At 39.3% G+C, this 23,889-nt stretch carries 18 protein-coding genes and 1 tRNA gene; 12 read left to right on the top strand and 7 right to left on the bottom strand.

Translation table 11 applies throughout. The annotated features are described in order from the left end of the window. Positions 1-72 precede the first annotated feature (72 nt). Positions 73-699: a uracil phosphoribosyltransferase gene (gene upp / locus BCU84_RS12165; RefSeq protein WP_102528358.1), complete on the bottom strand. Its 627-nt coding sequence runs from the start codon at positions 697-699 to the stop codon at positions 73-75. A 241-nt stretch (positions 700-940) separates the two neighbouring features. Here upp and purM point away from each other — a divergent pair, with 241 nt between their 5' ends. Together purM and purN are read left to right on the top strand one after the other, a co-directional pair. Beyond that, entirely contained in the window at positions 941-1,978 is a 1,038-nt protein-coding gene (purM, locus tag BCU84_RS12160; RefSeq protein ID WP_102528357.1) for a phosphoribosylformylglycinamidine cyclo-ligase, read from the top strand. Beyond that, positions 1,979-2,623, top strand: a complete 645-nt coding sequence (gene purN / locus BCU84_RS12155; RefSeq protein WP_102528356.1) for a phosphoribosylglycinamide formyltransferase — start codon at positions 1,979-1,981, stop codon at positions 2,621-2,623. An 82-nt stretch (positions 2,624-2,705) separates the two neighbouring features. On the opposite strand, the gene cysB is transcribed toward purN, so the two are convergent. After that, positions 2,706-3,680, bottom strand: a complete 975-nt coding sequence (gene cysB, locus BCU84_RS12150) for an HTH-type transcriptional regulator CysB (RefSeq protein ID WP_102528355.1) — start codon at positions 3,678-3,680, stop codon at positions 2,706-2,708. Positions 3,681-4,034: 354 nt separating this feature from the next. Here cysB and BCU84_RS12145 point away from each other — a divergent pair, with 354 nt between their 5' ends. Beyond that, positions 4,035-4,820, top strand: a complete 786-nt coding sequence (locus BCU84_RS12145; RefSeq protein WP_102528354.1) for a hypothetical protein — start codon at positions 4,035-4,037, stop codon at positions 4,818-4,820. Positions 4,821-5,120: 300 nt separating this feature from the next. Here the strand turns inward: BCU84_RS12145 and topA are convergent, their stop codons facing one another. Beyond that, entirely contained in the window at positions 5,121-7,784 is a 2,664-nt protein-coding gene (topA, locus tag BCU84_RS12140; RefSeq protein WP_102528353.1) for a type I DNA topoisomerase, read from the bottom strand. Positions 7,785-8,142: 358 nt separating this feature from the next. Here topA and astB point away from each other — a divergent pair, with 358 nt between their 5' ends. Beyond that, the gene (astB, locus tag BCU84_RS12135; RefSeq protein WP_102528352.1) at positions 8,143-9,477 is read left to right on the top strand and encodes an N-succinylarginine dihydrolase; all 1,335 of its coding nucleotides are present in this window, start codon (positions 8,143-8,145) and stop codon (positions 9,475-9,477) included. Positions 9,478-9,560: 83 nt separating this feature from the next. On the opposite strand, the gene BCU84_RS12130 is transcribed toward astB, so the two are convergent. Continuing rightward, positions 9,561-12,053: a hypothetical protein gene (locus BCU84_RS12130; protein WP_102528351.1), complete on the bottom strand. Its 2,493-nt coding sequence runs from the start codon at positions 12,051-12,053 to the stop codon at positions 9,561-9,563. 234 nt (positions 12,054-12,287) lie between these two features. Here BCU84_RS12130 and BCU84_RS12125 point away from each other — a divergent pair, with 234 nt between their 5' ends. The 4 genes from BCU84_RS12125 to BCU84_RS12110 all read left to right on the top strand — a co-directional run bounded on the left by BCU84_RS12125 (position 12,288) and on the right by BCU84_RS12110 (position 16,770). Continuing rightward, positions 12,288-13,592, top strand: coding sequence for a dicarboxylate/amino acid:cation symporter (locus BCU84_RS12125; protein WP_102528350.1), 1,305 nt, complete (start codon positions 12,288-12,290; stop codon positions 13,590-13,592). A gap of 157 nt (positions 13,593-13,749) precedes the next feature. Beyond that, positions 13,750-14,529, top strand: a complete 780-nt coding sequence (locus tag BCU84_RS12120; protein WP_102528349.1) for a LysE family transporter — start codon at positions 13,750-13,752, stop codon at positions 14,527-14,529. Between the two features lie 223 nt (positions 14,530-14,752). Continuing rightward, complete coding sequence (locus BCU84_RS12115; protein WP_102528348.1) at positions 14,753-15,427, top strand: response regulator; 675 nt, start codon at positions 14,753-14,755, stop codon at positions 15,425-15,427. Then, complete coding sequence (locus tag BCU84_RS12110) at positions 15,418-16,770, top strand: sensor histidine kinase (protein ID WP_102528347.1); 1,353 nt, start codon at positions 15,418-15,420, stop codon at positions 16,768-16,770. Before BCU84_RS12115 ends, BCU84_RS12110 begins: the two co-directional genes overlap by 10 nt. 41 nt (positions 16,771-16,811) lie before the next feature. Here the strand turns inward: BCU84_RS12110 and BCU84_RS12105 are convergent, their stop codons facing one another. Further along, positions 16,812-17,507 (bottom strand): 2OG-Fe(II) oxygenase, encoded by a 696-nt coding sequence (locus BCU84_RS12105; protein WP_102528346.1) that lies wholly within the window; start codon positions 17,505-17,507, stop codon positions 16,812-16,814. A 127-nt stretch (positions 17,508-17,634) separates the two neighbouring features. Here BCU84_RS12105 and BCU84_RS12100 point away from each other — a divergent pair, with 127 nt between their 5' ends. Beyond that, positions 17,635-18,891, top strand: coding sequence for a DUF3391 domain-containing protein (locus BCU84_RS12100; RefSeq protein ID WP_102528345.1), 1,257 nt, complete (start codon positions 17,635-17,637; stop codon positions 18,889-18,891). An 84-nt stretch (positions 18,892-18,975) separates the two neighbouring features. Here BCU84_RS12100 and corA read toward each other — a convergent pair whose 3' ends face one another. Together corA and yejK are read right to left on the bottom strand one after the other, a co-directional pair. Then, entirely contained in the window at positions 18,976-19,923 is a 948-nt protein-coding gene (corA, locus tag BCU84_RS12095; RefSeq protein WP_102528344.1) for a magnesium/cobalt transporter CorA, read from the bottom strand. 201 nt (positions 19,924-20,124) lie between these two features. Then, positions 20,125-21,153: a nucleoid-associated protein YejK gene (gene yejK / locus BCU84_RS12090; protein WP_102528343.1), complete on the bottom strand. Its 1,029-nt coding sequence runs from the start codon at positions 21,151-21,153 to the stop codon at positions 20,125-20,127. Between the two features lie 276 nt (positions 21,154-21,429). Between yejK and BCU84_RS12085 the strand changes: the two genes are divergently transcribed. From BCU84_RS12085 to BCU84_RS12075, 3 genes are all read left to right on the top strand, one after another. Beyond that, positions 21,430-21,648 carry a YejL family protein gene (locus BCU84_RS12085; protein ID WP_102528342.1) on the top strand — a complete coding sequence of 73 codons (219 nt, stop codon included), beginning with the start codon at positions 21,430-21,432 and terminating at the stop codon, positions 21,646-21,648. 142 nt (positions 21,649-21,790) lie between these two features. Further along, the gene (locus BCU84_RS12080; protein ID WP_102528341.1) at positions 21,791-23,593 is read left to right on the top strand and encodes a DUF3413 domain-containing protein; all 1,803 of its coding nucleotides are present in this window, start codon (positions 21,791-21,793) and stop codon (positions 23,591-23,593) included. A 108-nt stretch (positions 23,594-23,701) separates the two neighbouring features. After that, a tRNA-Pro gene (locus BCU84_RS12075) sits at positions 23,702-23,778 on the top strand. Positions 23,779-23,889 lie beyond the last annotated feature (111 nt).

The following is a 23,889-nucleotide window of genomic DNA, read 5'->3' as shown; positions in this document are numbered from 1 at the left end:
AAGGAGCCATATGGCTCCTTTTTAGTTATTAAATCAAACTTCTTAATAAGTAGAGTGATTTAACACTCTGAATTATTTAGTACCAAAAATCTTATCACCTGCATCACCTAAGCCCGGTAAAATATAACCTTGCTCGTTTAAGCAGTCATCAATAGATGCAGTGAATAGTTCGATATCAGGATGCGCCGCTTCTAATGCTTTAATTCCTTCAGGGGCTGCAACTAGCACAAGTGCTTTAATTGATACGCAGCCACGTTTTTTCAATAAGTCGATAGTGGCAATCATTGAACCGCCAGTTGCAAGCATTGGGTCAACTACAATTGCTACACGCTCATCTACATTGCTTACTAACTTATCGAAGTAAGGCACAGGTTCTAACGTTTCTTCGTCGCGGTAAATACCCACAACCGAGATTTTAGCACTAGGCATATGCTCAAGGACGCCATCCATCATGCCAAGTCCTGCACGAAGAATAGGTACTACAGTAACTTTTTTACCTTTGATCTGTTCAATCTCAACAGGGCCATTCCAGCCATTAATAGTGACGGTTTCTGTTTCAAAGTCTGCAGTTGCTTCGTACGTTAATAAGCTGCCTACTTCTGTAGCCAACTCACGAAAACGCTTAGTACTGATTTCAGCTTCACGCATTAACCCTACTTTATGACGAATTAACGGATGTTTTACTTCAACGACTTTCATTTTTGCACTCCTAATGATGAGATATTTTTCGCAAATTGTTCAAATTCTAGTTTATTTATTCTCTTTATAAAACATAAAGTTTCATAATTGCAGCCAATCTCACGCTAAACAGCTAAAACCATTACAGAAAACTGTTTTCATAATCGGATAAACCTGAAACATGACTTTCGACGCCTATCACAAGCTGATAGAATAGCGCCGCATAAAATCCCATAAAACGATGTACCTTAGAGGATCCTCCGTGAGCACTCCTACACCACTTAGCTATAAAGACGCTGGCGTTGATATCGATGCTGGTAATGCATTAGTCAATAACATTAAATCTGCGGTAAAACGCACTCACCGTCCTGAAGTCATGGGCAACCTAGGTGGTTTTGGCGCTCTTTGCGAATTACCAACGAAGTACAAACACCCAGTATTAGTTTCAGGTACTGACGGTGTTGGAACCAAGTTACGTTTGGCCATTGATTACAAAAAGCATGACACTGTTGGTGTTGATTTAGTTGCTATGTGTGTAAATGACCTAATCGTATCTGGTGCAGAACCTTTGTTCTTCCTAGATTACTACGCAACAGGCAAGTTAGATGTAGAAACGGCAACTTCTGTTGTCAACGGTATTGCTGAAGGTTGTCACCAATCAGGCTGTGCATTAATCGGTGGTGAAACTGCTGAAATGCCAGGCATGTATGAAGGTGAAGACTATGATTTGGCAGGCTTTTGTGTTGGTGTTGCTGAAAAAGAAGCAATCATCGACGGCACAAAAGTTAAGTCTGGCGATGCATTGATCGCTTTAGGCTCTACAGGTCCTCATTCAAACGGTTACTCTTTAGTACGTAAGGTATTAGAAGTGAGCAAAGCGGATCCACAACAAGATCTCGCTGGTAAGCCACTAATCGAACACTTATTAGAACCGACTAAAATTTATGTTAAGCCTTTACTTAAGCTGCTTGAACAAACTGAAGTTCATGCAATGGCGCACATCACTGGCGGCGGGTTCTGGGAAAACATCCCACGCGTATTGCCAGATGACTGTAAAGCCGTAGTCAAAGGTGACTCTTGGCAGTGGCCTGTTGTATTCGACTGGTTAATGGAAAACGGTAACATCGAACAATTCGAAATGTACCGCACCTTTAACTGTGGTGTCGGCATGATTATCGCCCTTCCTGCTGAAAAAGTAGAATCAGCATTAGCACTGCTAACAGCTGAAGGCGAAAATGCTTGGTTAATCGGTGAAATTGCAAATCGTCAAGGTGACGAAGAGCAAGTGGAGATTAACTAGATGCCTGTATGCTGTCGCGTTCTCGTTCTTATTTCGGGTAACGGTAGTAACTTACAAGCCATTATTGATGGTTGTGATGATAACGTAGACGCTGAAGTTGTTGGCGTTATCAGTAACAAGCCTGATGCCTACGGACTCGTCCGTGCTCATCACGCTGAAATCAATACTAGTTGTGTTATCGCTCGCAAGGATGAAAGCCGTCAGCAGTACGACTCTCGCTTACAGCAAGCCATTGAACAATATCAACCTGATTTAATTGTGCTTGCTGGATTTATGCGTATTTTATCTGATGAATTTGTTAGTCAATATATTGGGCAGATGGTGAACATCCACCCTTCTTTATTGCCTAAATATGCTGGTTTACATACTCATCAAAGAGCACTAGATGCAAAAGATAAAGAACATGGTGCAAGTGTTCACTTTGTTATTCCAGAACTGGATGCTGGACCTGTAATTTTACAGGCTAAAGTACCAGTTTATGAAGACGACACTGTAGAAACATTATCTAGCCGTGTTCATGAGCAAGAGCATGCTATTTATCCTCTTGTGGTTAAATGGTTTAGTTTAAATCGACTTAAAATGTTAGAAAATCAAGCCTATCTTGACGACCAATTGATTGGTATTCATGGCTATGCGCCTGATTAAATCGATTTAGAATAAAGCCACAAACAAAAAATCTCGCAAATGCGAGATTTTTTATTATTTGATATTTGGCTTTTTAAAATGCTTACCTAACAGGTAAGTCCATCCCTGCGAACATTTCATCGATTAATTGTTGGTCACGTAGTGCCACCGCTTTTTCAACCACATCACGAGTTAAATGCGGTGCAAAGTTATACATGAAGTCATACATATAACTACGTAAGAAACTACCACGTCTAAAACCAATTTTTGTTGTACTGTGAGCAAACAAATGTCTTGCATCAATTGCCACTAAATCTTTATCTATCACAGGATCGATTGCCATCGATGCTATCACGCCAACACCCAGTCCTAATCTAACATAGGTTTTTAACACGTCAGCACTCGTGGCGCTGAATACCACTCTTGGTTCAAGTTCAGCTTTTTTGAATGATTTTTCAATTTCAGAGGCTTTATCAAAACCGAACACATAAGTGACTAATGGAAACTCAGCTAAATCTTCAATAGTTAACGTTTTACGATTGGCCAAAGGGTGATCGCGTGTAACGACTATAGAGCGATTCCAGTGATAACACGGCAGCATAATCAAATCGGAATACAAATGCATCGCTTCAGTGGCAATCGCAAAGTCAGCATCACCACGGGCTGCTTGTTCACTAATTTGCGAAGGCGTTCCTTGGTGCATGTGTAAATTAACTTTTGGGTAGCGTTTAATGAAAGGCTTAATCACTTGTGGCAAAGCGTAACGAGCTTGGGTATCAGTTGTAGCAATATTCAACTCACCTTGATTTGGCTGAGTATATTCTTCTGAGACTTTTTTTATGCTTTCAACTTTGCCTAAAATATCGTTTGAAATATCAATCACTAATTGGCCTGCGGGTGTCACATGAGTTAAGTGCTTACCGCTACGACCAAAGATTTGAATGCCAAGTTCATCTTCAAGCATTCGAACCTGTTTACTGATCCCAGGTTGCGAAGTGTAAAGGTCTTCAGCCGTAGCTGAGACATTCAAATTGTGTTTTACCACTTCTGCAATATATCTTAGTTGCTGTAATTTCATGCTACGACCTTTACTTTATGCCAAACAGAGTTTGAATTTGGTTTTTGAAGACTTCTAATAAAACTAATCAATTTACAAATTATAGAACTAAAACTGTTTATAAAAAGACTCGTTATAGCTAAATGTTATATACGATCTAAAATATTAATGCAAACAGTAATAAAGAGATTGAGAATTTTGCATGTTCTAAGGCTCTAATGGTAACCTTGCGGACTCAGTCCAAAGTTATAGTAATTCTTAACAAATTGAATAACTTTTTTACGACACTCGCTGTGTCTTGCGCTAAGATATAACTACAAATAAGATAAAAGTGGTACTCAACCACTCTGCTATTAATTATTGAACGGAAACCATATGACCTTTACCTTGGTATTGATCCTGTTAGGTGCACTTTTTATCCTGATCATTGGTATCAGTGTTATTCAGCAACAAAAAGAACGCGCTGAAGCTGAACGCAGAATGGAATTAAAGCGCCATAGAGCAATCATCAACGAAACTGAAGCTGTTTTATCTAACACTGGATTAGCATCATTTCCCAGTAGCGTTATTTTAGTGCTCTATAAGCGAATCAATGAAGCACTGGAATTGTCGTTAACTCACCTAGAAAACCAGCCGCAACAAGCTGACTATCAACGCCGTTTAGCTGATATTCAAAACCAAATAACGACACTCAGTTCTAGTCCATCTCAAGCACTAGCTATTGAAAATTTTCGTTTGCCTGACAATGACAAACAAATTTTAGAACTAGTGCAAATGCTTAAAAAGCTTAAGGCGATTATTCGAGCTGAGAACAACAAAGGTAAGCTGGACCCACAAGTCTTCGGTGAAGCTGAAAATCGAATTGATAGCTACCAACTACGTATTAACGTCGAGTCGATGCTTTCGCGTTCTCGCGCCGCTAACTCACTTAAACAGTTTGGTTCTTCTAAACAAATGGTGTCAAAAGCATTGGCAACATTGCAAGCCATTAAAGCTAAAACACCTAACGACCCATTTATTAGCCGCAAAGTGGATGAGGCAAAAGAGTTATTAGAAGAAATTAATTCTCAGCAAAAACAACTGAACCCAGATATTGCTAAAGCGCCTAAAGAGGATGAAGACGATATCGATATGCTGTTTCAGCCTAAAAAGAAGTGGTAATAGCAGCATCCATTATTCATTTAAAAAAGCCTCGAAAGAGGCTTTTTTTTTGCGCAAATTAATAACTTGTTGAGCTAAGCAAGAGCTTACATTAACTAGGCTTCTCAAATTGAATACATATGTAGCCAAACACTCTACTTCTAGCTTATAAAGCGCACTCCTCAATCCCTAGTGCTATGTTTACCTCTAGTACAGTTTCCTACATTGACATACAAAATTCGCTGAAATCTTAAGCACAAAAAATGGGACCCAAAGGTCCCATTTTAAAATACTAACTAAACTAGCTTCAGTTCAGATAAATTAAGAGGCTTTTTTCTTAGCCGCTTTTTTAGCAGGTTTTTTCTTTGTCGATTCGCTTACCCACTTACCACCGATAAACTTCGAAGACCAACCTGTTGCCTTGCCATCAACTTCAGTCGCAACGTATTGCTCCTTAGTTTTTCGGCTAAACTTAACAGCGGCTTTGTTACCATTATCATCAGTAACAGGCGCGTCAGCTAAGAATTGGTACTTTGGCCATAATTGGTCACGGTAAGTAACAAGTTCTTCAACTAAAGGCGCTCTTGTCTCGCGAGATTTAGGGAACGTACTTGCAGCAAGGAAAATACCTGCAGCGCCATCACGCAATACAAAGTGCGCATCTGATTTAGTACATTTTAAATCTGGTAAGAAAATTGGGTCTTCTTTCGGTGGCGCCGCTTCTCCGCTTCTCAGCAGTTTACGGGTATTCTTACACTCAGTATTAGTGCAACCGAAATACTTACCGAAACGACCATTTTTAAGTTCCATATCATTGCCGCACTTATCGCACTCAATGATTGGTCCTTCATAGCCTTTAATTTTGAACTGACCAGCTTCAATCTCATAACCTTCACATGTCGGGTTATTACCACAAACATGTAACTTACGAGATTCATCGATTAAATAGCTGTCCATTGCTGTGCCACATTTGCCACAACGATGTTTTGCACGTAATGCATCAGTTTCAGCATCTTCGTTATCGCTAACAGCCTCTTCACCAGGCGTTAAGTTCATGGTGGTTTTACAGCGCTCTTTTGGCGGCAATGCATAACCTGAACAGCCTAAGAATACACCTGTTGTGCCTGTACGGATCCCCATTGGGCGACCACAAGTCGGACACTTGATATCTTCAGCTAGTACCATCTCGTTAAGACGCATACCGCCTTCTTCAGGATCTAGTTCAGCATTTTTAAGTTGCTTAGTTAAATCACCGTAGAAACCATCAAGAACAGTTTTCCACTCCAACTTACCTTGCGCAACATCATCGAGTGTTTGCTCCATGCTCGCAGTAAAGTCAAAGTTCATAATATCACTGAAACTTTCGACTAAGCGGTCACTGACAATTTCACCCATTTTTTCAGCAAAGAAACGACGGTTTTCAACTTTGACATAGCCACGATCTTGAATCGTCGAAATAATGGTTGCATACGTTGATGGACGACCAATACCACGCTTTTCAAGCTCTTTAACTAAAGACGCTTCACTAAATCGTGCAGGCGGCTTAGTAAAGTGTTGCTTTGGCAATAAATCTTTAAGATCTAATACATCGCCTTTATCTAGTGCTGGCAGCGTATTGTCTTCTTCGTTTTTCTTGCCCATTGGCGGCTGAACTTTAGTCCAACCATCAAATCGCAGCGTACGACCACTCGCTTTAAGCTCGTATTCGCCTGCAGTCACAGTTAAACGCGTCGCATCATATTTAGCTGGCATCATTTGACAAGCGACGAATTGACGCCAAATCAACTCATAAAGACGCTGAGCGTCTCTTTCCATATCAGTTAGAGATGCTGACTGAACGATGACGTTCGACGGTCTGATAGCCTCATGCGCCTCTTGAGCGCCTTCTTTACTTCCATAACGAAGTGGCTGTTCAGGTAAATACTTCTTACCGAACTCAGAACCAATCATATCTCGCACGCCTTCAACGGCTTCTTTACTCAAGTTTGTTGAATCGGTACGCATATAAGTAATATGACCCGCTTCATACAAACGTTGTGCCATCATCATGGTCTTCTTAACACCAAAACCAAGACGCGTACTCGCAGCTTGTTGCAAAGTAGAAGTAATATATGGAGCTGAAGGTTTACTTGAAGTGGCTTTATCATCACGACCTGTGACAACAAACTTCGCATCTTTCAATGCATCAAGTGCAACTTGTGCTTGCGCTTCATTAATTGGGCTGAAAGCGGCTGACTGAAACTTAGCCACTTGCATTTTTAACTTGTGCTGCTCAGGTGTGGCTAAATCGGCATGAACATCCCAAAATTCTTCAGGAACAAAAGCTTTAATTTCGCCTTCACGTTCTACCACTAGTCGCACAGCAACAGATTGCACACGACCTGCTGATAAACCACGCGCTACTTTTTTCCAAAGTAACGGAGATACCATGAAGCCCACAACACGGTCGAGGAATCGACGCGCTTGTTGAGCATTCACCATATTAGTATCTAGTACTGATGGTTCACTAAATGCATCTTGAATAGCTGACTTGGTAATTTCATTAAAGACAACACGTTGATAACGAGATTCGTCACCACCAATGATTTCTTGTAGATGCCAAGCAATTGCCTCTCCCTCTCTATCCAAATCGGTTGCGAGATAGATATGGTCAGCATTTTCTGCAAGTGCTTTTAATTCTTTAACGACTTTTTCTTTGCCAGGTAATATTTGATATTTGGCTGCCCAGCCTTTTTCAGGATTAATCCCCATACGGGCTACTAATGCGCGTTTATCGCGTTGTAGCTTGTACTTGGCTTTTTCTTCAGGGGCCATTTTCCTAACTTCAGCAGGGGTTTTAGTCGCAACCTTGCTGTCAGGCGATGATGATGTAGGCAAATCACGGATGTGCCCTACACTCGATTTAACGATGAATTCTTTACCAAGGTATTTATTAATAGTCTTGGCTTTGGCCGGCGATTCGACAATAACTAGCGATTTACCCATAGTTTAATTTGCGCCAAAAAGTCTCTGATAGATTAAATTGGTTCCATATATAGAGTGTTGAGACGAATGTTTCAAGTAAATACCTCTATTATGTGCCCAGCGAGCCATTTTTTAATCAATTATAAAAAATGACAAAAAATAATATTGCGTTAATTAAAAGTAATATTTCATTATTTATGGTCTAGCAAGTAAAAGTTGTGCATGTTTAGTCACTTTTTCGATTTTTGCGACCAAAGTCACCGCTTGTTAAGGCCTATTTCATCAGTATACTGGCTGTATTCTTGCATTGCCTAGCAGCAAATGAACTCATTTTCACAACAATTTTTATAACAATAATAAATAAATTTAAGGATAATAAATGAAGCACTTCGAAGCGAACTTTGATGGACTTGTCGGACCAACCCATAATTATGCAGGGTTATCTTTTGGTAATGTAGCCTCATATAGCAACGCTGCGCAAGCTTCAAATCCAAAGTCAGCTGCCAAACAGGGACTGAAAAAAGCCAAATCTCTTGCTGACTTAGGCATGATTCAAGGTGTTTTAGCTCCTCAAGAACGCCCAGATTTATATTCACTTCGTCGTATGGGGTTCTCAGGTTCTGATGCTGAAGTGCTTAATCAAGCCGCTAAGCATGCTCCTGCGTTACTTAATGCATGTTGTAGTGCATCATCTATGTGGACCGCAAATGCTGCGACAGTGTCTCCTAGTGCTGATACTCGTGATGGTAAAGTTCACTTCACCCCTGCAAACTTAGTCGACAAGTTACACCGCAGTATTGAACCTATCACTACTGGTAATATCCTCAAAGCGACTTTTAAAGACGAGCGTTTCTTCAAACATCATCAACATTTACCAGAACACGCAAGTTTTGGTGATGAAGGCGCGGCTAATCATACTCGCCTGTGTAATGATTACGGTCACTCAGGTGTTGAGTTATTTGTATACGGCCAAGAAGCCACAAATCCGAATGCGATAAAACCAACAAAGTTTCCAGCTAGACAAACATTAGAAGCATCGCAAGCTGTTGCACGTTTGCATCAATTGGATGACGAAAGCAGTGTTTTTATCCAACAAAACCCTCATGTAATCGATCAAGGTGTTTTCCATAACGATGTTATTTCAGTAGGTAACCAAAATGTGTTGTTCTATCACGAACAGGCTTTTTTAAATACTGATGCCAAATTTGAAGAAATTCGTCGCAAAATGAATGCTGATGTTCACTTTGTTAAAGTTTCTACTGAACAAGTCTCGATAAATGATGCCGTTAAGAGCTACTTATTTAATACCCAAATTATCACCCTACCCAATGGCGAAATGGCAATCATTGCCCCAACTAACTGCCAAGAAAATCCTGCAGTATTTGCCTATCTAAACGAATTAGTTACGTTAGGTACACCAATCAAGCAAGTTCAATATTATGATGTAAAGCAAAGCATGCAAAATGGTGGCGGCCCAGCATGTTTACGTCTACGTGTTGCTATGAGTGAGTTAGAAGTATCAGCAGTAAATCAACATACACTTATGAATGATGCGTTATTCAATAAACTCAATGTTTGGGTAGATAAGCATTACCGTGACAGCTTAGAAGTAAAAGATTTAGCAGATCCACAACTTATTATTGAATCACGTACAGCATTGGATGAACTCACTCAAATCTTGAAACTTGGTAGTGTTTATCAGTTCCAAAAATAATAACATTTGTTCTTTTATACTAAGCATAAAAAATGCCGCTTATTGAGCGGCATTTTTAATTACTGAATACATCGCGATATTAACTACAAGATATTAATACCAATTGCTAATACCTCTGTGAGCACTTCACCTGGGGTTTCTGTTGTAACAGAGAAAACACCTGAGTTCGGCTCATCTTCACCTTTTAGTGATACCGCAAAATTACGACCACCATTATGATTAGAGCTAGGCCAAGTGATGGTAGAAGTACTTGTAACTGAACCTGCAGAAGCAGAGAATATCACTTTGGTTCCAGCAGGCAATTGCTGGTTATGAAGGTCTGATAGGGTAAAATATACCGTAGCAGCACCTTTACCAGTAATAACGATTGGCGATGTCGCATCATGCACACCATCATCAACAATTAATATTTCTGAAGGTAACGAAACTTCAGCTGTACTACCCGACATAACAATAACAAGACTGCGACGAACGAATAAAGATTTTGAATCACTCACTCCATCAGCACAACCAGCATGAACAGGGTCAGAACAGAGCACGCCATTATATAAACCGTCTGCAGTATCAAAGACGGTATTCACATTGAAATCGATTAATTCTTCAAGAGAACCACCATCAAGACCTTTTAATGAGTCTGCAGCTTGTGGGTTAAATACTGTATCTTCATTGTAATCATTAAATGCATCGTTTAAATCAAATTTCTCACCGGTCACATCCGTACCAGTTAAAAACTCATTCATTTCATCTGCATCAAAACGTCCATTACCATTTAAATCTGGGAAAGACTCTTCACCAATTGCTGTAGCAGTAATAGTGGCACGGCCACCATATGGCTGTCCGTAGTAATTACCATAGACAATATTTTCTTCTTCACAGGTAGGGTCTTCAGACTTGTCGGTTAATTTATAACATTTAAGGCTTTGAACTGGACTTAAAATTTGATTACCAAGTGCATCATAAAAGCTCTTGCCTTCAGGACGTGGAAGTTGTGAAATCCACTTAACTGAACAAACACCATTAACAGTTTGACATGCATCTTCAATAGAGCCACCTTCCGTGGTAAATGACACCGTCGTTCCATCAGGCACTGGGTTATTAAATGCATCTGCCATTCTAGCTGTTACTTCTACCTCAGTACTTTCTTCATCCCAGCCTTCAGCATTAAGTATTGATGCAGATAATGAAAAACTGTCTTGGTCAGGTATACCAGTTGACACAACTAATTGACTTGATTGACTGGCAATCACAGGTGATGAGTCTTGAATTGTACCAGTTACCCTAACTGATGTTGCAACCGTACCTGTCGTCACTACAGTTTGGACAATACCTTCATTGTTTGTGGTTGCAGTCGTTGGATCAATAGAGATACCGCCTACCACTGTATTTAATGAAAAGTTTACCGTCTGATTAGCAACGACGTTACTGTTTTTATCTAATACTTGAAACTTAACAACTGAAGACTCGATGCCACCAGTTCCTAAAATACCAATATTTTCAGGTTCTGCTGAAACAAAGACAATACTACCGATATCTGATTGCAATACATTGATAGTTGCTACTGCTGATAAACTAATGCCGCCCGCATTGGCAGTTACATTAATTTGATCTTCACCTACACAGCCTTGAGCAAGATAGGTTGATGTTGCAACACCATTAGATGATGAAACAGGAGAGCTTAACTCAGCTTGAGCAGGGCTTTTAGTTGCACAAGTAGAAGAAAAGTTCACATCAATGGGTTGGTTGAATGGATTTCCAGCTTCATCTTGGATCAAAACAGAAACAGTTGCTGTTCCACCTGCTGATAAATCAGTAGTACTAACCTCTGCGACACCGCTAACAAATGGTGAGCCGCTTCCCATGACAACATTTGTTGCGCCTACAACAATAATTGTCTCACCTTTCTCTCCAGTATCCAGAGAAGCTGTTACAGTACCAGCACCTAAAGAACTACCCGCATAAATATCTACAGAGGCCTTGTTCTCATCATTAGTTACAGCTGAAGTTATCGGTAAATCACCTATCTCGGTACTGAAAGAAACGATAGTTGGCTTATTAATACCAGTAACTGTCGCAACTAGTACCCCTGGAACTAATGTACTGATCGTGTCAACTTCTTCACCTGCTGCATTAAAGAGTTTCAATGACACTTGAGCTCCACCGCCAGCTTCACCACCATCGCCAACCATGGTAAATGCTACTGTACCAGCTTCACCAGATTCGATACTTGCAGTCACTGAGCCCGAACCTGCTATTTCAGCTGAAAATAAATTAATCGTTGCGACACCATCTGAATTGGTAACCGCTGTTGCAGTCGAAACATCAAACGAGCCTAAATCTGCATTATTTAATTCAAATGTAACTAATTCTCCAGAAACAGCTCCCTCAGTCGAGCTGGTCACTGCGGCAGTTAAAAGAGTGCCAGTTGTAGCATCAACATTCTCAACAGATGATGTTAGTGTGACAGTGATGACTTCTGTCCCTCCTCCACCCTCATCAGAAATGCTTCCCCCACCACTACAAGCAAAAAGAAAAATTGAACTTAAAAGCGCTAAAAATAGTCTTTGTGCTGACCTCATTGTCAGTCTCCCTGTTACATTAAAATCGTACTTAAGATTTATAATAGTTACTTATCTCGCCATATTACACAAAATTCTGGCAACTTTTTTGTTACTCTACTGTTTTCTTCGGCATTTTTCCTTAAAAACTTTAACTTTTATCCCGTTTCATAAGATTTATTTTCCTGCTACGCTTTAAAAGATAAAAAATATAAATCATCAAAAATTGATGAATGAGATTGGAAGGAAGTAGTTTTGAATAAAAATAGTAAGCTTGGTTTAACAAGCAAGATCCTGATAGGTATGGGTGCGGGTATTCTTCTCGGATTGATTTTGAGAAACGTATTTCCAGATAGCCTATTTGTAAAAGATTATATTACTGAAGGTGTTCTACACGTTGTTGGAACCATCTTTATTTCAAGTTTGAAAATGTTAGTTGTGCCATTAGTTTTTGTTTCATTAGTTTGTGGTACTTCTTCCCTAAGTGACCCTTCAAAGTTAGGACGTTTAGGAGGCAAGACCATTGCCTTTTATATGTTCACGACAGCCATTGCACTCACCGTTGCGATTTCATTAGCTATCTTAGTTCATCCAGGTAACGCCTCGTTGGCAAGTTCAGCGATGGAATTCAGCGCTAAAGATGCACCAAGTCTTGCTGAAGTTGTGATTAACATCGTCCCAACAAACCCAATTGAAGCGATGAGCCAAGGTAACATGCTGCAGATTATTATTTTCGCAGTCATCTTTGGTTTTGCGATATCTCATATTGGGGAACGTGGTGCTCGAGTGTCTGCTTTATTTAATGATTTAAATGAAGTGATCATGCGCGTTGTGACATTAATCATGCAACTGGCTCCTTACGGTGTATTTGCGTTAATGGCCAAGTTAAGTTTGACCTTAGGCTTAGAAACATTAGGCAGTGTGGTTCAATATTTCTTCCTAGTAATTTTTGTATTGCTGGTACAAGCCCTTGTCGTTTACCCAACATTACTGAAAACATTTACGGGTCTAAACCCATTCATGTTCTTGCGTAAGATGCGTGATGTACAATTATTTGCATTCAGTACAGCAAGTTCAAATGCAACCTTACCGGTTACGATTGAAACCTGTGAACATCGCTTAGGTGCTGATAATAAAGTCGCTTCATTTACCTTGCCTCTAGGTGCAACTATCAACATGGATGGCACAGCCATCATGCAAGGTGTTGCGACGGTATTCATCGCGCAAGTGTTTGGTATTGAATTGAGCCTAATGGATTATGTTACTGTTGTCGTAACAGCCACATTAGCATCAATTGGTACTGCGGGTGTTCCAGGTGTTGGATTAATCATGCTTGCCATGGTACTAAACCAAGTAGGCTTACCCGTTGAAGGGATTGCACTTATTATTGGTGTTGACCGCTTACTCGACATGATCCGTACAGCTGTAAACGTAACCGGTGATTCTGTAGCAACAGTGGTTATTGCCAAATCTGAAGGTGAATTCAACGAAGAAACTTTCAATGACTCACAAGCAGGTAAAGTTGGTTCAAGCTTTGAAGAGCAAGTTAAAAATGCCTAATGGCAATTAACGAATACTAATAAGTTTATAATCAAAACGTTATTACAACCAAAGGCGCCGTATGGCGCCTTTTTAGTTTTTAAGATAACCTAGCCTGAGTCTATATTTTCAATACTTATATTTAAGTATATTTATTACACTTTAATTCGGATATAAAATGGATTTTGCTCTTCTATCAACGCTCGCTGTTATTCACTGTCTTGCACTCGTTAGTCCAGGTCCTGATTTTGCGATTATTGTAAAAACCTCAACCCAACAAACTCGACAAACAGCATTAATGTGCGCTTTTGGCATCAGCATCGCAATTTTAGTCCACAGTTTGCTGTCGCTTTTGGGGATTAGTTTAATGATCCAACAGTCAGAAATGGCTTATCTTGCAGTACAGATAATTGGCATTAGTTATCTTGCTTACATGGGATTTGGTGCATTAAGTTCAGTATTAAAATCATTTAAAACACATTCAAACCCTTCTTTAGTAAGTAACAATGCTGTAAGAGAAGATATTGCGGACGCGAATCTTGAGCCTGACATAGCAAATAATGTAAAAAGTAATATTGAAAAGGCTAGTACTGAAACGGCTAATACTAAAAATAGTAAAGTTTCAACAGAAAACTTCAATGTACTCACTCCAGCAAAAGGGTTTCGTTTAGGCTTATACACCAACATGCTTAACCCTAAAGCACTGATTTTCTTTATCACTATTTTCACCGTTTTGGTGACCCCTCAAGTCACGACCGAAACAAAAGTCGCTGCTGCTAGCCTACTATTTATCTTGTCTTTATTTTGGTTTAGCTTTCTTGCGTTAGTATTAACAAAGCCCGTGATTCAGCAAAAAATGGCAAAAGGTAGCAGATTAATCGATGCGATAACTGGTGTGATATTCATGGGCGTTGCTATCACGATTTTGGTTAGTTTACTAAATGACTATCTCGCTTAGTCGATCCGTTTACATTAACCCTGCTAGAAATAGCTGCTTGTCGAACTAGCTATTAACAATTACAGTCAGTAATTGTTAAGTAAAGATAAGTTAATATTTTATCAAATTCATCGTAAGCAAACCGTTATTTAAGATTAACTTACTAATAACTAAACATTGCAAAATCGTTTTTTGTTCCTGAGCTAAATATCGAGTTCACACATTTATTTCTAAGAGTATTAATATGAGAATTTTAGTCATTGAAGACGATCCAATCTTATCCCATCATTTAAACGTACAGCTGTCTGAATTAGGTAACCAAGTACAAGTTGCACTCACTGCCAAAGAAGGCTTTTATCAAGCGACTAATTACCCTATTGATATCGCCATTGTGGATTTAGGCTTACCTGACAAAGACGGAATAACACTGATATCTGAAATCCGTAATGCGGATGTTAAGGCCCCTATTTTGATTTTGACTGCCAGAGTGAACTGGCAAGATAAAGTCGAAGGATTAAATGCAGGCGCTGATGATTACTTAGTCAAACCATTTCAAAAAGAAGAACTAGTGGCACGTTTAGATGCTCTAGTTAGACGTAGTGCTGGTTTTGTAAAACCGACAATCCGTAGTGGTACTTTACAGCTCGATTTAGCGGCAAAACAAGTTAGTCTGAATGATGAAAACATGGAAGTGACCGCATTTGAATACCTAATTTTAGAATACTTAATGCGACATTGTCATGAGGTGGTAGCGAAACAACGCTTATTAGACGTGGTCTATGGCGACAAAGAAGGTGACCCTAATACCATTGAAGTTATGGTCAGTAGAATTCGTAAAAAGCTCAATAAAGGTGGGATTGAAAACCCGATTGCCACTATTCGCGGCCAAGGATATAAATTTAATTTACCATGCAGCTAAATTTTATGCCCAAAAAGCGTCTACTCACGCGGATGTTTATTACTTCGTTAACCATCATTGCATTGGTGGGCTTTGGGCTTGCATGGTCTGTGACCATTTTACATGCTCAAAATAGTTATAATAAAGAAACCTCACAACTGATTGCTGAAATGCCTCAAATTGCGGCAGAGCTTAGAGAGCACGATCTCATTCCTGCTGACAATAATTGGCTCAATGAAAATAATAAACAAAAAAGCTATATGATGGCCAGTTGTACACAAACCTTTGACGAAGTTTGGGTTTCCACACTGGCAAGAAAGAGTGGTCTTAACAATATATGTCAGCGATTTGAGTCAATAGCTGACACGAGCCCTCCCTATTACCTCACTATGTCAGATAAAAAGTCCTACTTTGCCTACCTTTTACCCGTTGAGTTAAACCAAACTCAATACAATATGGTGGTATTAAAAGATGCTGATTCTGTTGAAAACGAATTCAAACGCTTCAAAAAACTCACCTACCTGCGTTTGACTGTCGTGATGATGCTCGCCTTTATATTACTGATTAGTGCCGCTTATTGGGGAATGCGCCCTATGGCAAGACTAAAAAGTGAATTACAAGCCATTGGTGATGGCAAAAAAGAGGCACTTTCTGACGGTTACCCCCATGAACTAGAAGGCGTAACCCAAGCACTAAACCAATTATTAGTCCAGTCAAGCGATCAGCAGGAACGCTACCAAAATGCGATGAATGATTTGGCCCATAGTCTTAAAACACGATTAGCAGCTGTGCATGCCATTACTGATGATCATTCTTTGAGTAAAGCTGATGCCAGTGACAAGATTATGCAGCAAGTGGGTCAAATGGATCAGCTGGTAAAATATCAGTTAAAACGCGCACTGGTTGGGCGCCAAGGCCTAGTGCACGAACAAACACTCGTTCGTCCAATGGTTGAGCAACTTTCGCAAATGTTATTTAAGATTTACCGTGACAAAGGTGTGAAGTTTACGGTTAATGTTGACCCTGAAGTTAGCTTCCCGATTAATAAAGGCGATCTAATGGAGCTTTGCGGTAATTTGATGGAAAACGCTTTCAGACTGTCCATTAGTGAAGTGATAATTTCAGCAAGAATCGACCTTGACGGCAATGCAACACTCATCGTTGAGGATGATGGGCCTGGAGTTGACGATGCGATAAAAGAGCGAATTTTACAACGCGGCGTAAGAGCAGATACCCAATCACCAGGACAAGGGATTGGGCTAGCTGTCTGTAATGAGATTGTAAGCAGTTATCATGGCTTACTGTCTATTACCGAAAGTCATTTACTAGGCGCAAAATTCACCATAAAAATTCCACCACAATAATAAAGTAACGAGGGTTTATCTCCTCGTTATCATTTTATTTATTATTTGATTGGCGCATATAAATGCTCTGCTTTGTTAAACATAATCCATGAAGTCGCAATATACTTATCACTGCTGATAGGTGTATTACCTTTATGGGTATGAGTAAATCCAGCAGGCGCTATTACCATGGTTCCTTTTTGAGGTTTAATCGACTTGTTTTGATAATAAAACTCAGTTTCACCGCCGTCTTCTACATCATTAAGGTAAAACATATATAACAGCACGCGATGCAGTGCTTCATGTGAACCTGTTTGTGGGAAATGTTCTGAATGCCAATGCGGGTATCCGCCGACACCATGATTGTATTTCTGTAAATTGATTACACCACTTCGATATAAATACTTAGTTAAAGCTTCAGCTCTTGGCTCCCCCAATAAAGCAAAGTTATCAGGTGATAAAGTCGCAGGCTTTCCTTGTTCATCAGCAACAGACACAGATACAGCTCCCATTAGAGCCATTGGGTATTGTTTAAAGTAATCTGCAGTATGTTTTAAGGTATTTTGTAACAGCTCATTTTTAAGCTGTGTCATATCCTTATGATTATCTAGAGTTAAATCAAAACTTCGTTTCTTATCTCTATCGACTCCTTGACCAGTTTTACCTTCAATAACACCATCATGTTGTTCAAATGCATTGATTAACCTGTCACAGAGATCATCAGTTAATGCATTTGGAATGACTTCAATAAAATCCATATTAAATCAGCACTTTTTATAATGTAATGATAATATGCTGCCATGGAATTGATAAATTGGCAAAACAGTCAGCTCATCATTGGCAATTCAAATTATAAAAGATGGCTTCGGGTACTTGCTTTAACCTATGAAAAACTCTGTAAAAGTTTCTATTAATCAAATTCAAGTGGGTAACTTTATTCGCTTACCTGTCTCGTGGAAAGATCATCCCTTTCTGTTCAGCAATTTTAAAGTCAAAACCCAATCTCAAATTGAATTAATCAAAAGCCTCGGGATTGAACAAGTCTATTTTGATACCGAACGCAGTGATGTGAAGCTACTTGATAAAGAAGAAGCTAAGTCAAAAGCTGGATTGATTAAAGAAGATGGCTTAGATGAACTCAAGCTTGAGATGGATCAATACAAGCAAGATCAAATTGAATCGCAAAAAAAACTTCGTCGCAGTATCAAGAAAACTGAACAACAATTTGACCGTTCTTTGTCTATGATGCGATCGACAGTTTCAAAGTTAGGAAGCCGTCCCTTAAACTCTGTTAATGATGCGAAAGACATGGTTAGCTCAATGACAAATATGTTACTGAGCTCTGATGATTTAGTTTTACATTTAATGGGCGATGCTAAGCCCGGTGACTTGATTTACCATCACTCTTTAAACGTTTCCGTTATGTGTATGATGTTGGCTAAAAGCTTAAATTGGAATCGAGAAGATATAGAATTAATCGGTTTAGGTGCCTTATTTCATGATGTTGGCAAACTCAAAATACCCAGTAATATTCTCAATAAGCAAGTGCCGCTAACTAAACCAGAACAAAACCTGATTAAGCAGCATCCATTAATGAGTCTGAACTTTCTCAAATTAGCAGATACCTTCCCTGAGCAAGCTAAACCTATGATTGCTAACCATCATGAATTTATTGACGGTTCAGGCTACCCTAAAGGCTTAAAGGGTGATGATTTAGACAAATTCTCTCAGTTAATCGCTGTGGTCAATGAATACGATGATTTATGCAATGGCACCAAAACCTCAAAAGCCAAAACCCCATACGCATCACTTGGCTTAATTTATAAAAACTACCAAAAAAAGCTTAATACTGAATATGTTGGCAAACTAATCAAAACTATCGGTATTTATCCACCGGGCAGTGTAATTGAGTTATCCAGTGGTCAGTTTGGTATGGTGATGTCGGTTAATCTGAATAAAATCTTATTTCCGCAAATCATGCTGTACGATCCTTTAGTACCAAAAGAGCAAGCACCGATAATTGATTTAGAGCGTGAAGAAATCAGTATCGTACGCTGCTTACCTGTATCAGCCTTGCCTGAAAATATTTTTAAATATCTAAACCCACGAGAGCGAATTAGCTACGGTATCGGTCAGCCATAGTCTGTATATAACAAGCACAAAAAAGCCATTAATAACTCAGTTATTAATGGCTTTTTATCTTAAAGACCAAACCGTTAAATGGCTTTATAACCAACCTTTACGTTTAAAAAATAAATAAGTACCACTGGCACTGGCAAGCATTAACCCAATAGCCATAGGGTAACCAAAACGCCAATCTAGTTCTGGCATATTGGCAAAGTTCATTCCATAACTACTGGCAATCACGGTTGGAGGTAAAAAGACCACCGCAGCAACCGAGAATATTTTAATAATTTTGGTTTGTTGAATACCACTAAAGCCCATTGCGGCATCCAGTAAGAAATTCAATTTATCAAAAATGAACTGACTGTGAGGCATTAAGGATTCAATATCAGATAACATCTCACGTAAGTCTTTAATGTTCTCTTCAGATAAATGCTCACGGTAATAACGCTGAATGTACCTTAACGAACGCTGCGTATCGAGCAAGCTCAAACGAATTTTGCCGTTTGAATCTTCTTGCAAGGTGATCATCTTGAAAACTTCATCTAATTCTTCATCATTAAACACTTTCGAGCTGACATTATCTAAGACCGCATACACGTCTTCGATTAAATCTGATAAATAATCAACTTTCAGATGGAATAACTCCAGCATTAAACCTTGAGGTGTCGTGGCATCTAAACGACCTAAGCGTAAGTAGTTACGCAGCAGGCGAATAAGACCGACATCTTCTTCACGAATGGTCAGTAAAAAATCTTTACGTAAGTTAAATGACACGTTAATTGCACGCACATCAGACCCAGAACGCTGCGGGAACAAAGAGTTAATATGCAGACCATCTTTACTCTGAAAAAAACGTGCTGAGGCTTCAATTTCATTGATATCTTCTTCGTCAGGTACTTCCTCTACCGAAAAACGACTCAACCATTCCCTTTCATCATCATTGGGCTTGAACATATCTAACCATAATGTTTGCTCGGGTATACTGTCGTGAACATTGAGTTCGTGGACCGTTAACTTTCGCTGATTATAAACATAGGCTGTTATCATGCTTCCCCCCTAGTAACCACTTAAAAAGCAATCACCGTCAATAGGTTAAATTTTTGGCTAGTGTACTAAAATAATCTAAAAATAAAACTGATAAATGTCATAACAAGCAAATAACATCGAATATTAACTGAAAACCTTAATTTCACATATTAAAAGCAAAAAAAAGCGTCCAAATGGACGCTTTAATTTAAATTTGATGTTTTATTCACCTTTAAGGCGACGATCTAACTGATCTTTCAAGTTTGCTGGTACACCTTTAATCAATAAGGTATCTGAAATAGGATCATATATGACTCGCTCACCTAAATGGCCGCCATCAAAACTTAGCGTCACGCCGCCGCCAGTACCTGAAAACTTCTTCAAGGTACGTAAGCTAGCTTTATCAGCAGGAAACTCTTCATCTAATTCATAAGTTCCACCACAGGCAAAGTCATAAAAAGAATCCATACCCGAGTCAGCAAGTTCATCAGCTAAATCTTTTACTTCAATGTCAGCACCTTCATCAGCGCGTTCACTGCAGTAATCAAACACTTTATCACGGCATTGTTGGCGTTCATCCTTAGTCAATTCACTGCTGGCAACAAAATCCTCGACTGCGTGCATTAAGGTTTTATTCTGTGCTTTAGTGTTAACACCTTCAACACAACCCATGAAGTCTAAGAAGAAATCAGCCACTTTACGACCTGCACGACCGCGAACAAATGAAATATATTTGCGCGATTCTTTATCTGCTTGCCATTCTGTTAAATCAATACGTGCAGCTAACTGAACATTAGTTAGATCCAAATGATTATTCTGCGATAGCTCCATATCATCTAAAACAGTCATCGATGGTTTAGCATTCAATAAGGCAACAAATAAATAGTCACTTGTCATGCTGGTATAACATGACATCAATAAGAAGCCACCTTGGCTAAAGTCATATTTTGCGAGTTCCTCTTGGAGTAATTTACTCGCCGCACTACTGAACTCAACAAAACCTAACTCGCCGCTACGATATTCATTTAATGCATTAGAAAAAGCCGGATTTGCTTCACCATCTTCGCCATGAGTACCAAAGAAACCAAAGCCTTTACCCGCTTTTCCAGTGTAAGTTTGATGTAATTCTTCCAACATAGACTCAACAGCATTGCTATTTAATAGCGGCTGCGGTCTAAGACGACAACTTAACTGTCCCTGACTGTCTTGGGAAATTTCGTGGATAATTGCTTGCTCGATATTGATGCTCATAAGCCCTGACTGATCTCTATTAATGGAAGCGAAATAGCGTTCAATATCATAACAGACCAGAGTAAAAAGTCTTAAAAAAATCTTCGCAAAAATGCGCAATTACAAATCAGTTAAGCTAAATAAACTTCAGCAAAGCGATAAGAGCCAAAGGGGTTAGTAAACCCAGATAAACCGCTGAGATTTGATGTAATTTTGAACATTAGAAACTTGCAGCAACAGCGGATGAAATCCGATATAATAATGGGCTAATTCATTACTTTTTGAACTTTTCTGATTATGGCTATCCAATCTAAATATACCAACACCCAAGTTGAAGCATTAATAACTGAGCTTTTAGCAGTACTTAATAAGCACCAAGCACCAACTGATTTAAGCCTGATGGTATTAGGCAATTGCGTTTCACACTTACTTGAAAACAAAGTACCGAGTGAATCTCGTCAAGCGGTAGCTGAACAGTTCGCTAAAGCATTAGCACAATCAGTTAAAGCTGACTAAGTAAAACTCAAGACCCAAAGATAGGTCTAAGTTAAAGATCAAACTAAACGCCATTTAAATTGTTCAAAGATATGCTATTTTTATACTTTGCATCAGGGCTAATAGATTTTGATTCCAGATAGGATTAGGAAAACGATACCGCATGGTTGAGCGTAAAAAACAGATGACCCGTGACAAAGTGTCACGCCTTGTAAATTGGGGCCATTGGTTTGCCTTCTTTAATGGCTTTTTAGCTATGATAATTGGCGCCCGCTATTTAAGCAGTGTTGGTTACCCAGAAACCATTATTGGTTGGGGTTACCTAGCTATTAGCACCATTGGTCATTTCAGTTTTTTAGCCTTCATTGTCTATGTCGTCTTTCTATTCCCTATTACCCTTTTACTACCCTATTCAAAAATATTACGTGGTTATGCCGCACTCGTTGCGACATTAGGCCTGTGTATTTTGCTTTATGACACCATTGTCTTTGATGATTATGGTATTCATTTAAGTCCTTTTGCGTTCGATCTTGCCTGGACAGATCTCAATGCTCTGTTAAAAAGTACCTCCTATATCGCTACCCCGACAGCGATTATATTAATTGAACTGACCGCGGCTAATTTTATTTGGAAACGAATTGAAAAATTAGAGAAAAAGCAGTTTGGTAATAAAGCAATAGCCTTCGTCGGCATATGCTTTATCAGTAGCCATTTAGTCCATATTTGGGCAGATGCCTCTGATGTAACTCAAATTACCCGTTTTGATGACACTTACCCGCTATCTTATCCTGCTACGGCGCGCTCTTTCATGGAGAGCCACGGCATTGAAGGAACCAATAGTGACGATAACCGATATCAAACCAAATCAAGAAACCTCAGCTACCCAATACTGCCTTTGCAATGCAAAGATCCTGCACTACTTTCACAACAAACTAATGTGCTAATTGTTTCTGTTGATGGTTTAAGAGCTGATATGGTCAATGAACTCACCATGCCATTCTTAAGCCAATATCAGAATGACAATAAACAATTTACTGACCATTTCAGTGGCGGAAATCAATTTAAAACCGGCATGTTTGCCATGTTTTATGGCTTACAGGGTAACTATGGTGATAGAAAAGAGTTTTATCACACGCCGCCAGTTATGACTGTGGCGATGGATCAAGCGGGTTACCAGCAAGCTATTTTTCTATCTGAAGAAAATGAAAAAGTATTCGACAATCGCTCAATATTTGACGGACTCTCTGTCATAACTAACGAGAGTGAAGAAGGCAGCGCGCAAACAGACATGAAAAATGTTCAGGCGTTTATTGATTGGAGCGCAAGTCAGCAATCTCATTGGTTCTCGCTAGTCAATTTATCTGCCCCAAAACATTATGACACCCCAATTGGCTTTTTAGGGATTGAAACGATTAAGCCGCACATTGATGTAAAGCCAGCACAAAAAGTATTGTATAACCAATATCGACAGTCTTTGTACTTTATTGATCAACAACTTAAAGAGTTACTTAATCATGTTGGTGATGACACTCTGATCATGATTACTGGTACCCATGGACAAATATTTAGCAGTAACCCATCTGAGGTTAACCAAGATCTTTCCCCTGGTAATGTTAAAGTGCCGTTTGTCATGCATTGGCCAAAAGTATCTGCTGATACTGTCAGCTATCGCACCAGTCATTTTGGTATTGTACCGACAATAATGAGCCAAGTATTACATTGTAATAACTCAACTACGGACTACAGTTCTGGCTATAGCCTGCTACAACCTAGTCAGCAAAAATGGGTTTATATTGGTGATAGCCGCACCTTTGCTATTTATCAAAAATCTGAGATTACTGTTTTAGACCGCCATGGGAAATATCGTATTTATGATATTAATTACCAGAAACAACTTAAACAAAAACTGAGTGCTCCCGAGCTTATTCAAGTGATGCGTGAAGGACGAAGACTTTACAATCAATAATATAAAATTGATTTATCGTTTACTTAACAATCGATTGAAAGTATTTTTCACCAAACAGGTTGCCTGTAAAATACCTTATTGATAGTCTATGCAGCGAAACAGAATGCTCGGGATATGGCCTAGTCCGGTAAGGCGCTTGTCTGGGGGACAAGAGATCACAGGTTCAAATCCTGTTATCCCGACCACTTTTTTCACCTCTGTAGTTTCCCTTGTTTTTATTCTCAGTTAATTCGATTAAACCTAGACTATTAGACCTTTGTCACCTAAAGCACACTTCAAAACGCCGTTTTGTGATT

It is taken from the genome of Shewanella sp. 10N.286.51.B7, from assembly GCF_002873615.1.
Taxonomy (GTDB): Bacteria; Pseudomonadota; Gammaproteobacteria; order Enterobacterales; family Shewanellaceae; genus Shewanella; species Shewanella electrodiphila.
The sequence above is the reverse complement of the archived record's forward strand: the minus strand, read 5'-3'. Positions and strand labels throughout refer to the sequence as shown.